Raw genomic sequence first — 12,480 nt, 5'->3', positions numbered from 1 at the left:
CTTGCGTATGCTCGCTCGCCTGCCTTTCACAGCAAAGCGGAAATAGCCGAAATGTCCGATCTGAAAACTGCCGCTCTCGAGTACCACGCACAGCCCCGTCCGGGCAAACTGAGCGTGGAACTGACCAAGCCGACCGCGACCGCCCGTGACCTGGCCCTGGCCTACAGCCCGGGCGTGGCCGAGCCGGTGCGCGAGATTGCCCGCGATGCCGAACTGGCCTATCGCTACACCGGCAAGGGCAACCTGGTGGCAGTGATTTCCGACGGTACCGCGATCCTCGGCCTGGGCAACCTCGGCCCGCTGGCCTCCAAGCCGGTGATGGAAGGCAAGGGCGTGCTGTTCAAGCGCTTCGCCGGCATCGACGTGTTCGACATCGAAGTCGACTCGGAAAGCCCGCAGGCCTTCATCGACACCGTCAAGCGCATCTCCATCACCTTCGGTGGCATCAACCTGGAAGACATCAAGGCGCCCGAGTGCTTCGAGATCGAGCGCGCGCTGATCGAGCAGTGCGACATTCCGGTGTTCCACGATGACCAGCACGGCACTGCCATCGTCACCGCCGCGGGCATGCTCAACGCGCTGGAAATCGCCGGCAAGACCCTGCCGGAAGCCAAGATCGTCTGCCTCGGCGCCGGCGCCGCCGCCATTTCCTGCATGAAACTGCTGGTGAGCATGGGTGCCCAGGTCGAGAACATCTTCATGCTCGACCGCAAGGGCGTGATCCACGCCGGCCGCGACGATCTCAACCAGTACAAGGCGGTGTTCGCCCATACCACCGACAAGCGCACACTGTCCGACGCCCTCGAAGGCGCGGACGTGTTCGTCGGTCTGTCCGGCGCCAACCTGCTGAGCGCGGAAGACCTCAAGCGCATGGCGGCCGACCCGATCGTGTTCGCCTGCTCCAACCCGGACCCGGAGATCAAGCCGGAGCTGGCGCATGCCGCCCGCAACGACGTGATCATGGCCACCGGCCGCTCGGACTATCCGAACCAGGTCAACAACGTGCTGGGCTTCCCCTTTATCTTCCGCGGTGCCCTGGATGTGCGCGCCACCCGCATCAACGAGGAGATGAAGATTGCCGCTGCCAACGCCCTGCGCGACCTGGCCAAGCTGCCGGTTCCGCAGGAGGTGTGTGACGCCTACGGTGGCATCAAGCTGGAGTTCGGCCGTGAATACATCATTCCAAAGCCGATGGACGTGCGCCTGATCACCGTGGTGGCCGATGCCGTGGCCAAGGCCGCGATCGAGACCGGCGTGGCGACCCTGCCCTACCCGCAGAACTACCCGCTGAAGTCGGTGGACGATGTGTTCAACGGCTGATCGCCGATACAACGAAAAGCCCCGCTGATGCGGGGCTTTTTGTTTTCCGGGACTCGTCGATCAGAACAGGTCGATCGGGGCCGACTCGTCGGCGGGCAGCGGGCTGCCGGGGATGCCCATGCCCGGTTCCAGTTCACTCATCGGCGGTGGCGAGTCCTCGCTCTTGAACAGCTCGAAGTAGGCGTCCGGCGTGCCGGGCGAGGCGGCGCGCCCGCTCACGGGGTCGACCCGCAGGCTGATCAGGCCAGCCGGCTCCGGCGGCAGGTGGCTGGGCTTGTCCTTGAGGGCAGCGCCCATGTAGTCCATCCAGATCGGCAGGGCCACGGTGCCGCCATATTCGTTGCGCCCGAGGCTCTCCGGTTGGTCGAAGCCCACCCAGACCGTGGTCATGTAGTCGGCGTTGTAACCGGAGAACCAGCTGTCCTTGGATTCGTTCGTGGTGCCGGTCTTGCCCGCCAGGTCGCTGCGACCCAGCGCCAGGGCGCGGCGGCCGGTGCCGCGCTTGATCACGTCCTGCAGCATGCTGGTCATGATGTAGGCGGTGCGCTCGTCGATGATCTGCTCGGCCAGGACCGGTTGCTGGACTTCGGCGTCCGGCTCCTCGATCCGCAGGGCGACATTCTGCTCCTCGACCAGTTGGGCGCTTTCCGGGGTGCGTGGCGGGTTGGCGGTGAACAGCGGCTTGCCGTCGCGACTGTCGATCCGTTCGATTAGGTAGGGCTGGACCTTGCGCCCGCCATTGGCGAAGGCGCTCCAGCCTCCGGCGATTTCCAGTGGCGTCAGGCCGGCGGTACCCAGCGCCAGAGACAGGTTGCGTGGCAGGTCCTGGCGGTTGAAACCGAAGGTGCTGATGTAGTCGAGGGTGTAGTCGATGCCGATGGTCTGCAGTAGGCGGATCGACACGAGGTTGCGCGACTTGTACAGGGCTTCGCGCAGGCGGATCGGACCGAGGAAGGTGTTGTTGTCGTTCTTCGGACGCCAGGCCTCGCCCATGCCGGCCTCCTGGAACACGATGGGCGCATCGTTGACCAGGCTGGAGGCGGTGAAGCCTGCATCCAGCGCCGCGCTATAGATGAAGGGCTTGAAGCTGGAGCCCGGCTGGCGCTTGGCCTGGGCGGCGCGGTTGTAGTTGCTCTGCTCGAAGGAGAAGCCGCCGACCAGTGCGCGGATCGCGCCGTTCTGCGGGTCGAGGGATACCAGCGCGCTCTGCGCGGCGGGGATCTGGCGGAACAACAGCGTATCGTCCTCCTCGTTGCGTTCTACTCGGACCAGGTCGCCGATCTGCGCGATGTCCGCGGGCTTCTGCGGGCGCGGGCCGAGGCTGTTGGTGTTGAGGAAGGGGCGGGCCCATTTCATGCTGTCCCAGGCCACCGGCTGCTCTTCGCCGTTGCGCAGCAGCACCATGATGCCGCTCTTCTCCACCTGGGTGACGATGGCCGGCTGCAGGCCGCCGATGCTCTTGTACCTGGCCAACTCCTGCAGCCAGGCTTCGCGGGTGAGGCCGGGCAAGCGCGTTTCCGGGCCGCGGAAACCGTGGCGCTGGTCATAGGCGACCAAGCCATCGTGCAGGGCCTTGTTGGCCGACTCCTGCAACGCCGAGGGGACGGTGGTTGTGACGCGGAAGCCTTCGGTATAGGCATCGCTTCCATAGCGGCCGACCATTTCGGCGCGCGCCATCTCGGCGATATAGGGGGCGTTGAGCTCGACCGGCTGTACGTGGTGGCGGGCCTCGATCGGTTCCGCCAGCGCGGCTTCGTAGCGGGCCTGGTCGATGGCGCCGAGCTTGTACATGCGGCCGAGGATCCAGTCGCGCCGCTCCATGCTGCGCTGCGGGTTGACCAGCGGGTTGTAGCGCGACGGTGCCTTGGGCAGGCCGGCGATCATCGCGAGCTGGCCGAGGCTGAGATCGCGGATTGACTTGCCGTAGTACACCTGTGCGGCGGCCTCGATGCCGTAGGCGCGATTGCCCAGGTAGATCTTGTTGACGTAGAGCTCGAGGATCTCGTTCTTGCTCAGCTCGCGCTCTATCTGTAACGCGAGCAGGATCTCATTGGTCTTGCGCGAGAAGCTGCGCTCGCTGGTGAGGAAGAAGTTCTTCGCCACCTGCATGGTGATGGTGCTGCCCCCGGTCTGGATGTGTCCGCTTGCCAATAACTGCGTAGCAGCGCGCATCAGGCTGGTGAAGTCGACGCCATAATGGTTGGCGAAATTGTCGTCCTCGGCCGCCAGCAGGGCGCGGATGAAGTCGGGAGGGATGTCGTCGAAACGTATCGGCGAGCGGCGCATCTCGCCGAATTCGGCGATCAGCTTGCCGTCGGCGCTGTAGATGCGCAGGGGAATCTGCAGCTGTATGCTGCGCAGCGAGTCGACAGAGGGCAAGCCGGGGCTAAGGTAGAGGAAGGCTCCGCTGAAACTGAGCACTATCCCGCAAAAAGCGGCGACGCAGGACCACCAGAAAAACTTCAGCAAACGCATCAAGGTTCTTGGAATTCCAGATAAAAGAATGGGTTAAGTGTTGCGCGGTGCGAAAAGGGGAAAACTGTTCACATTATAAGCGGTTTTTTTGCGGGGGAGCCATTTGCGCTTCTGTCAAGACTGTTATTTAATGTGGAAAAACATAAATAGTCCGTAAGTCTCGGATGCAGATAGGAAATCGGTCGTGCTAGGGCTCTTCAATAAGAAAGCGAATACGCTTCTGGGGATCGACATCAGTTCGACCTCGGTCAAGCTCCTTGAATTGAGTCGCTCCGGAAGCCGCTACAAGGTAGAGGCCTACGCCGTCGAGCCACTCCCTCCTAATGCCGTGGTCGAGAAGAACATCGCCGAACTGGAAGGGGTCGGCCAGGCGCTCTCCCGTGTTCTGAGCAAGTCGAAGACCGGGGTGCGTACCGTTGCGGTGGCCGTTGCCGGCTCTGCGGTAATCACCAAGACCATCGAGATGGAAGCTGGGCTCAACGACGACGAGCTGGAGAACCAGCTGAAGATCGAGGCGGACCAGTACATTCCCTATCCTCTCGAGGAAGTGGCCATCGACTTCGAAGTGCAGGGCGTCTCTGCGCGCAATTCCGAGCGTGTCGAAGTGCTGCTGGCGGCCTGCCGCAAGGAGAATGTCGAGGTCCGCGAGGCGGCTCTCGGTCTGGCGGGGCTTACGGCCAAGGTCGTGGATGTCGAAGCCTACGCGCTGGAGCGTGCCTTCGGGTTGCTCGACTCTCAGCTGGGCGGCAACGCCGATGAGCTGACCGTGGCTGTAGTCGATATCGGCGCCACCATGACGACGCTCAGCGTTCTGCACAACGGACGCACCATCTATACCCGCGAGCAGCTCTTCGGCGGCCGCCAGCTGACCGAAGAGATCCAGCGTCGCTACGGCCTGTCCGTGGAAGAGGCGGGGCTGGCGAAGAAACAGGGCGGGCTCCCGGACGACTACGAGAGCGAAGTGCTGCAGCCCTTCAAGGAGGCTGTGGTGCAGCAGGTGTCCCGCTCCCTGCAGTTCTTCTTCGCTGCAGGTCAGTTCAATGACGTCGACTACATCCTTCTGGCCGGCGGCACCGCATCCATTCCCGACCTCGATCGGTTGATCCAGCAGAAGATTGGCACCCCTACGCTGGTAGCCAATCCGTTCGCCGATATGGCGCTTGGAGGCAAGGTCAATGCCGGCGCGCTGGCTAGCGATGCGCCGTCACTGATGATTGCCTGTGGTCTGGCGATGAGGAGTTTCGACTGATGGCGCGGATCAACCTACTTCCATGGCGAGAGCAACTGCGCGAGGAGCGCAAGCAGCGCTTCCTCGTAGTCATGCTCGGAACTCTGATCATCGCGGGCGGTTTGGTTTTCCTGGGTGGGCAGTATCTCGACCGAGCCATCGCTCATCAGAACGCTCGCAACGAGTTCATCAAGAAGGAAATCGCGGTACTTGATGCGCGTATCAAGGAAATCAGTGAACTCAAGGAGAGGCGACAACTGCTCCTCGAGCGGATGAAGATCATTCAGGATCTCCAGGGTAACCGTCCGGTCATCGGCAGGATTTTCGACCAACTGGTGCGCACGCTGCCGGATGGTGTGTATTTCACCGAGCTGAAGAGAACAGGGAGGAGTATCCTGATCGTAGGGGCGGCGGAGTCCAACAACAGGGTGTCCAGCCTGATGCGGAATCTGGATGCATCCGATTGGCTGGCGGCGCCAAGTCTAACTGAGGTCAAGGCTACTACGGCTGGTGCATTGGATCAGGCGAATACCTTTCAGTTGACTGTCCAGCAGACGCAGCCAGGTGAGGATGCTGCAGGTAGCTCTTCGGCCGATAAGAAAGTCGTATCTTCTAATAATAATGGTGGTCAAAAGCCATGAGTATTTCAGAGTCCATTAATTCGCTTAAGCGAGTGGAGTTGTCGGAGCTGGATCTGAATAACATTGGTGTCTGGCCTCCAGCGATCAAGATTATCACTTGTATTCTTCTGCTGATTATTGCTCTTGCCTTGGGCTACAACTTCTATCTTAAGGATTTGCAGAGTGTGCTCGACCAGCAGCGAGCTAGTGAGCAGAATCTGAAAGAGCAATTCTCCTCGAAGGCGTTCCAGGCAGCCAACTTGGACGTTTATAAATCTCAAATGAAAGAGATGGAAGATTCATTTGGCACGCTGTTGCGCCAGCTGCCTGGGGATACTGAGGTTCCGGGTTTGCTGGAGGATATTACCAGGACTGGGCTTGGCAGTGGTTTGGAGTTTGAAGAGATCAAATTACAGCCCGAGGTAGTCCAGCAGTTCTATATAGAGCTCCCTATTCAGATCGTTGTGATTGGTAGCTATCATGACTTGGCCACTTTTGTAAGCGGCGTCGCCAGTTTGCCTCGGATCGTTACCTTGCATGACTTTCATGTTGAGGTGCCGAAGCCCAAGGGTGGAGAAGCCGTCAGCATCTCCAAGTTACGTATGAGTGTTTTGGCGAAGACCTACCGCTACAACGATGAAGGGGCCAAGAAATGAGGCCGGTCCAGTTTCTATGCATGCTACTCGTGTTCTCTGTTGTCGGCGGATGTGGGGGGGGGGATTTCTCTGATCTGCAGGCTTTTATGGATGAGGTCAGGGCTCGCCCTAAAGGGGCAATAGAACCGCTGCCGAAATTTCAGCCGTATGAAGCCTTTACTTATGCAGCTGCTGGACTTCGTAGCCCGTTCCAGCCTCCAGTAAAAATCGATATTGCCGCCTCTCCCAAGGGTAATAAGGAAGTGAAACCTGACGAGACGCGGGTTCGACAGTTCCTAGAGGGGTTCAATATCGAAACATTTGAAATGGTTGGCACTCTTGCTAGGGACGGTGGCGTCTACGCGCTGGTTCGCGGGGCTGGAGGGGTCCACCGGGTCAAGGTAGGCGATTATCTGGGGCGGAACCATGGGCGTGTTACTGCGGTTGACGAGGCGGGAATCAACGTTGTGGAAATAGTTCCCGATGGCGAGGGGGGCTGGCTCGAGCGGCCTCGCAGTCTCACTCTCAAAGAGCGCACATAGCTGCGAGGTTTGTATGAAGAATAAAATCGGATCTGTCGAACGGAACATGCCAATGATCAGCCAAATCTCTCGCCTTGCCGGGGCGCTCATGCTTGCGACTTTCATGCCGTCGGTACTCGCGGCGGAGCTTCAGAAGATTGATGTTGCTGCTTTGCCGGGCGACAAGGTGGAATTGAAGCTTTCGTTCAACGAGCCTGTAGCCAATCCACGTGGTTATACCATTGAGCAGCCGGCCCGCATCGCGTTGGATCTGCCAGGGGTCTCAAACAAATTGGGGCAGAAAAGCCGTGAGTTGGGCGTGGGGAACGCGCGTAGTGTTACGGTCGTGGAAGCCAAGGACCGTACCCGCCTTATCGTGAATCTGACGACCCTGGCACCCTATAGCACTCGCTCCGAAGGAAATAGTCTTTTCTTGGTGGTTGGCGACTCAAGTGCTCGTCCGGCCTCAGCGATTACTTCTGCTCCTATTACTAGTCTGGCCACGAAGCAATTGGCGCTATCCGGCAGTAGGTCGATCAATGGTATCGACTTTCAACGTGGAGAGCAGGGCGAGGGAAGTATTGTTATCGAGCTATCGGACCCTTCGGTAAACGCCGATATTCAGGAGCAGGGTGGGAAAATTAATCTCAAATTTGCCAAGACCCAGTTGCCTGAGAGTCTTCGTGTCAGACTTGATGTCAAGGATTTTGCCACGCCTGTGCAGTTTGTGTCTGCATCCGAGGCGAATGGTGTAGTCAACGTCATTATTGAGCCAACAGGCTTTTATGACTACTTGGCTTTCCAAACGGACAATAAGCTTACAGTTAATGTTAAGCCTCTGAGTCAGGACGATGTCGAAAAGCGCAAAGCTGAGCGTTTTGCATACACAGGGGAAAAGCTTTCACTGAATTTTCAGGATATTGATGTTCGGTCTGTGCTTCAGCTGATCGCGGATTTCACTGATCTCAATCTTGTGGCCAGCGATACAGTGGAGGGCAGCATTACCCTGCGACTGCAGAATGTACCTTGGGATCAAGCATTGGACTTGGTTCTGAAGACTCGCGGCCTTGATAAGCGCAAGGTAGGTAACGTTCTTTTGGTGGCCCCCGCGGATGAAATCGCTGCGCGGGAGCGTCAAGAGCTTGAAGCGCAAAACCAGATAGCTGAATTGGCTCCATTACGCCGTGAGCTTATTCAGGTTAATTATGCTAAAGCGTCCGATATTGCCCAGTTATTCCAATCCGTCGCTGCAACAGATGGTAAAGGAAGTGGTGATCGTGGCACGGTTACGGTCGATGATCGCACTAACAGCATCATTGCCTACCAGACTCAGGATCGGCTGGATGAGCTACGCAGGATTGTTGCTCAGCTCGATATCCCTGTTCGCCAAGTCATGATTGAGGCTCGAATTGTCGAGGCAGGTGTGAACTATGATAAGAAGCTTGGTGTTCGTTGGGGTGGAACAGTAGGTACTGGTAAGTGGAAGGGGTACGGGAAGGATGGTGCAACGGGCATTAAGGAAGAGGAGGGGTATAGCTGCGGCCCCTTTGAGGGGCGGTGCACTCGGCCTACGAGTGATAGTAGTCCTGTTCCATTCGTAGATTTGGGTATTAGCGATAGCACGTCGGGTTTGGGGATTGGTTTCGTAACCGATAACGCCATACTCGACTTGCAGTTGTCAGCGATGGAGAGGAGCGGTAATGGAGAGGTGATTTCTCAGCCCAAGGTTGTGACTTCCGACAAGGAGACAGCGAAGATTCTTAAAGGCACTGAAGTGCCCTATCAGGAAGCGAGCTCCAGTGGCGCAACCACTGTTTCGTTTAAGGAGGCTGCGTTGTCGCTTGAGGTGACGCCTCAGATTACTCCGGACAATCGCATCATCATGGAAGTGAAGGTGAACAAGGATCAGCCGGACTTCACTAGGCAGGTCGCCGGGGTGCCGCCCATTGATAAGAATGAGGTGAATGCCAAGATTCTGGTGAGTGATGGCGAGACAATCGTAATTGGTGGCGTCTTTACCAATACCCAGAATAAGGCAGTGGAGAAAGTGCCGTTCTTGGGAGATGTTCCTTATCTCGGCCGCCTGTTCCGCAGGGATATCGTGACTGAAGAGAAGACCGAGCTCTTGGTGTTCATCACCCCTCGCATCATGAACAACCAAGCCATCGCGGTGAACAATCGATAGTGCAGAACGTAGCGTTGGTAGGCCCGATGGGTGCTGGCAAGAGCACCATCGGGCGGCTGCTCGCGAAAGAGCTGAAGTTGCACTTTAAGGATTCGGACAAGGAGATCGAGCAGCGCACCGGTGCCGATATTCCCTGGATCTTCGATGTCGAGGGTGAGCAGGGCTTTCGTGAGCGCGAGCAGGCGATGATCGAGGAGCTTTGCGAGCTTGAGGGGGTGGTGATTGCGACCGGCGGTGGCGTGGTGCTGCGTCCGGAGAATCGCCAGGCACTGCGGGCAGGAGGGCGAGTCGTGTACCTGCATGCCTCCGTCGAGCAGCAGCTGGAGCGGACCTCTCGCGATCGCAATCGGCCTCTTCTGCGCAACGCCGAGCCTGGTAAGGTGTTGCGCAGCCTGATGGATATACGCGACCCGCTCTATCGGGAGATCGCCGACGTGATCATCGAAACGGATGAGCGGCCGCCGCGTCTCGTGGTGCAGGAAATCATCGATCGTCTCAACGCCCTGCCTCCCCGTTAAAGCGGGCGCCCATCTGCGTTATCCTATGCCCTTTCTATCCGGGGGCTTCATGCAGACTCTTACTGTCGATCTTGGCGAGCGCAGCTATCCCATCTACATCGGGGAGGGGCTGCTCGCTCGTTCCGATCTGTTCAAGCCGCACCTCGCGGGTCGCCAGGTAGCGATAGTCACCAACGAGACCGTTGCTCCCCTTTATCTTGAGGCGCTGAAGCAATCGCTGGAGGGCCAGGACATCGCGACGGTCGTCCTGCCGGACGGTGAAAGCTTCAAGACCTGGGAAGCGCTGCAGCTGATCTTCGATGGGTTGCTCCAGGCGCGTCATGATCGCAAGACCACCATCATTGCCCTGGGTGGCGGTGTCGTCGGCGATATGGCCGGATTCGCGGCGGCGTGCTACCAGCGTGGTGTCGATTTCATCCAAGTGCCGACCACGCTGCTGTCCCAGGTGGACTCCTCGGTCGGTGGCAAGACCGGGATCAATCATCCGCTCGGCAAGAACATGATCGGGGCCTTCTACCAGCCCAACGCGGTCATCATCGACACGAGCGTGCTTCGCACCCTGCCGCCTCGCGAGCTGTCGGCGGGGCTGGCTGAAGTGATCAAGTACGGCCTGATCTGCGATCTTGAGTTCCTTTCCTGGCTGGAGGAGCGTGTCGAAGCCCTGCTTCAGTTGGAATCCTCCGCCCTGATCGAAGCTATCGAGCGCTCCTGCGCGGCCAAGGCGCGTGTGGTTGGCGCCGATGAGCGCGAGTCCGGCCTGCGCGCGATCCTCAACCTGGGTCATACCTTCGGCCACGCCATCGAGACCCACATGGGCTATGGCGAGTGGCTGCACGGTGAAGCGGTGGGGGCTGGCACCGTCATGGCGCTGGAGATGTCTTCGCGCCTGGGCTGGATTTCGGATGCGGACCGGGATCGCGGCATTCGCCTGCTGCTGCGCGCAGGCCTGCCGGTGGTGCCGCCTGTTGAGATGGAGCCCGAGGATTTTCTCGAGCATATGGCGGTCGACAAGAAGGTACTGGATGGCCGGCTGCGCCTGGTATTGCTGGGACGGCTCGGCGAAGCCGTGATCACCGACGATTTCCCGCGGGAAGTTCTGGATGCCACATTGCGTGCCGACTACGGCGCGCTGCGGACTCGGCTGGTACACCAGCCGCTTGGAGAGTAAGAGAGCTACATGACCAGTTTGCATGCCGACGAGGCGTTTCTCGCGCACTACCAGTTCACTCATGACCCCTTCGCTGCGCGGGTGCCCGGCTTCCGCTTCTACCCGGCGCAGCGCAAGCCGGTTCTGGGGCAGCTCCACCATCTGGCTCGCTACAGCCAGCTGCTACTGGTCGTGACCGGCCCCCATGGCAGCGGCAAGACCCTGTTGCGCCAGGCGCTGGTGGCCAGTACCAACAAGCAGACCGTGCAGTCCGTGGTCGTTTCCGCCCGTGGCGCCGGCGATGTCGCCGGTATCCTGCGCCAGGTGGCCCAGGGGCTGGGCATGCAGCAGGCGGATGTGCGCAGCGTCCTGGCCCAGGTCGCCCAGCTGGCGCTGACGGGGCAGGAGGTCTACCTGCTGGTCGACGATGCCGAACAGCTCGCCGACGCCGCGCTGGAAACCCTGTTCACCCTGGCTGCTGGTAACGCGGATGGCAGGCCACACATCTTCCTGTTCGCCGAGAGCGAGATCCTGCCCCGGCTCGAGCTGATGGCCGATGGCGAGGAGCGCTTCCACGCGATAGAGCTGTTGCCCTACGACGAGGATGAGACTCGCGAATACCTGGCCCAGCGGCTGGATGGCGCGGGTCAGGGCATCGATCTGCTGAGCGATGACCAGGTCGCCGATATCCACCTGAGTTCCGGTGGCTGGCCGGGAGCAATCAATCAGGCGGCCCGTGAGGCGCTGGTCGAGGCCATGCTGGCGAGCCGCTCGGCTGCGGGTGCGGGCGGCTCCGGTTTCGGACTGCCGAAGAAGCATCTGCTGGCTGTCGCTGTGGTGGCTGTCGCGCTTGGTGCGGCCTGGCTAATGCAGGGGAAGAAAGACGGCGCGCCACCCACTGTCGCCGAGTCTCCGGTCGAACTGGTGCCCCAGGTCTCGGCTCCTGCGACCGTCGATGCTGGAAAACAGGCTGCTCCGGCGCCGTCGTCGGGCGCATCCGTGGAGTTCAGTGGTGCCAGCCAGCCGCTTCCGCTGCCGCTGGTAGGGGAGGCGCAGCCGGTGATTCGCGAACCGCTGGCCCAGGCTTCCGGTATGGATGATGGCGAGGACGGTAGTGCCGCGGAGAGCCAGTCGGCGACTCCGCCTATGCCGGCTCCCTCTCCGGCGATAACGCCGGCACCGGTCACTGCGCCGGTGGTGCCGACCGTGGCGAGCGTGCCTGTTCCCGAGCCGGTCAAACCTGCCCCGGCCAAGCCTGTGCCGGCTCCGGCGGCGACGCCTCCGGCCACCAAGCCGGCGCCCGCCGCTGCACCTGCGATCAAGCCGGCGGCTCCTGCGCCCAAGCCTGAGACGACCGTAGCGAGCGCTGCTCCGGCGCCAGGCGCCGAGTGGTATGCCAGCCGTCCGTCAGGAAACTATGCCTTGCAGATTCTCGGCACCCGCTCGGAAAGCAGCGCCAAGGCATTCGTTGGCAAGAACGGCGGGGAGTACCGCTATTTCAAGAAGCTGCACCAAGGACAGCCGCTTTACGTGGTGACCTACGGGCAGTTCTCCAGTCGCGCCGCCGCCCAGGCCGCGATCCAGTCGCTGCCCGCTGCGGTGCAGGCGGGCAAGCCTTGGCCGCGCAGTTTCGCCAGTATTCAGCAGGAAGCTCAGGCACGCTGAAATGAAAAGCGGGCGCGTCTGCGCCCGCTTTTTCAGTGAGTGCGACATTTTTTCGCATCGTTACGCCTGCGAATTGCTCAATTCGTGATCATTATTGGTGCGCTAATGTTCAATATTGGTGCGCTCTGGCGGGTATCGTTAACTTCCCTCCTATGTCCCTTCCTGG

The 12,480-nt window shown here is 60.2% G+C and carries 10 protein-coding genes; 9 read left to right on the top strand and 1 reads right to left on the bottom strand.

Going from position 1 to position 12,480, the window contains the following annotated elements; translation table 11 throughout:
• Window positions 1–51 precede the first annotated feature (51 nt).
• Window positions 52–1,320, top strand: coding sequence for a malic enzyme-like NAD(P)-binding protein (locus N7640_RS06265; RefSeq protein WP_220816120.1), 1,269 nt, complete (start codon window positions 52–54; stop codon window positions 1,318–1,320).
• Between the two features lie 60 nt (window positions 1,321–1,380).
• Here N7640_RS06265 and N7640_RS06260 read toward each other — a convergent pair whose 3' ends face one another.
• On the bottom strand, window positions 1,381–3,798 hold the full coding sequence (locus N7640_RS06260) for a penicillin-binding protein 1A (RefSeq protein ID WP_279901804.1): 2,418 nt from the start codon (window positions 3,796–3,798) through the stop codon (window positions 1,381–1,383).
• A gap of 181 nt (window positions 3,799–3,979) precedes the next feature.
• Here N7640_RS06260 and N7640_RS06255 point away from each other — a divergent pair, with 181 nt between their 5' ends.
• The 8 genes from N7640_RS06255 to N7640_RS06220 are packed head-to-tail and all read left to right on the top strand — an operon-like array spanning window position 3,980 to window position 12,314.
• A complete protein-coding gene (locus N7640_RS06255; RefSeq protein WP_220816118.1) occupies window positions 3,980–5,044 on the top strand; it encodes a pilus assembly protein PilM in 1,065 nt (354 codons plus the stop codon).
• The gene (locus N7640_RS06250; RefSeq protein ID WP_279901806.1) at window positions 5,044–5,664 is read left to right on the top strand and encodes a PilN domain-containing protein; all 621 of its coding nucleotides are present in this window, start codon (window positions 5,044–5,046) and stop codon (window positions 5,662–5,664) included. The genes N7640_RS06255 and N7640_RS06250 overlap by 1 nt, the downstream gene beginning before the upstream one ends.
• Window positions 5,661–6,299, top strand: coding sequence for a type 4a pilus biogenesis protein PilO (gene pilO / locus N7640_RS06245; RefSeq protein WP_279901807.1), 639 nt, complete (start codon window positions 5,661–5,663; stop codon window positions 6,297–6,299). Before N7640_RS06250 ends, pilO begins: the two co-directional genes overlap by 4 nt.
• Window positions 6,296–6,820 carry a type 4a pilus biogenesis lipoprotein PilP gene (pilP, locus tag N7640_RS06240; protein ID WP_279901808.1) on the top strand — a complete coding sequence of 175 codons (525 nt, stop codon included), beginning with the start codon at window positions 6,296–6,298 and terminating at the stop codon, window positions 6,818–6,820. The genes pilO and pilP overlap by 4 nt, the downstream gene beginning before the upstream one ends.
• Before the next feature lie 52 nt (window positions 6,821–6,872).
• Complete coding sequence (gene pilQ / locus N7640_RS06235; protein WP_279901810.1) at window positions 6,873–8,984, top strand: type IV pilus secretin PilQ; 2,112 nt, start codon at window positions 6,873–6,875, stop codon at window positions 8,982–8,984.
• Window positions 8,984–9,502, top strand: coding sequence for a shikimate kinase AroK (gene aroK, locus N7640_RS06230; protein ID WP_279901812.1), 519 nt, complete (start codon window positions 8,984–8,986; stop codon window positions 9,500–9,502). The genes pilQ and aroK overlap by 1 nt, the downstream gene beginning before the upstream one ends.
• A gap of 49 nt (window positions 9,503–9,551) precedes the next feature.
• Window positions 9,552–10,670 (top strand): 3-dehydroquinate synthase, encoded by a 1,119-nt coding sequence (gene aroB, locus N7640_RS06225; RefSeq protein ID WP_279901814.1) that lies wholly within the window; start codon window positions 9,552–9,554, stop codon window positions 10,668–10,670.
• A 9-nt stretch (window positions 10,671–10,679) separates the two neighbouring features.
• Entirely contained in the window at window positions 10,680–12,314 is a 1,635-nt protein-coding gene (locus tag N7640_RS06220) for an AAA family ATPase (RefSeq protein WP_279901816.1), read from the top strand.
• The last annotated feature ends 166 nt before the right edge of the window (window positions 12,315–12,480 follow it).

It is taken from the genome of Pseudomonas sp. GD04015, assembly GCF_029837675.1.
Lineage (GTDB): Bacteria > Pseudomonadota > Gammaproteobacteria > Pseudomonadales > Pseudomonadaceae > Aquipseudomonas > Aquipseudomonas paralcaligenes.
Note: the sequence above shows the minus strand (reverse complement) of the source record. Positions and strands in the feature narration are given on the sequence as shown.

What these genes read in the sequence shown, in the direction of transcription:
- pilP (WP_279901808.1), top strand. Translation starts at nt 6,296, where the DNA reads ATGAGGCCGGTCCAGTTTCTATGCATGCTACTCGTGTTCTCTGTTGTC.
- N7640_RS06265 (WP_220816120.1), top strand. Translation starts at nt 52, where the DNA reads ATGTCCGATCTGAAAACTGCCGCTCTCGAGTACCACGCACAGCCCCGT.
- pilQ (WP_279901810.1), top strand. Translation starts at nt 6,873, where the DNA reads ATGATCAGCCAAATCTCTCGCCTTGCCGGGGCGCTCATGCTTGCGACT.
- aroB (WP_279901814.1), top strand. Translation starts at nt 9,552, where the DNA reads ATGCAGACTCTTACTGTCGATCTTGGCGAGCGCAGCTATCCCATCTAC.
- N7640_RS06250 (WP_279901806.1), top strand. Translation starts at nt 5,044, where the DNA reads ATGGCGCGGATCAACCTACTTCCATGGCGAGAGCAACTGCGCGAGGAG.
- pilO (WP_279901807.1), top strand. Translation starts at nt 5,661, where the DNA reads ATGAGTATTTCAGAGTCCATTAATTCGCTTAAGCGAGTGGAGTTGTCG.
- N7640_RS06220 (WP_279901816.1), top strand. Translation starts at nt 10,680, where the DNA reads ATGACCAGTTTGCATGCCGACGAGGCGTTTCTCGCGCACTACCAGTTC.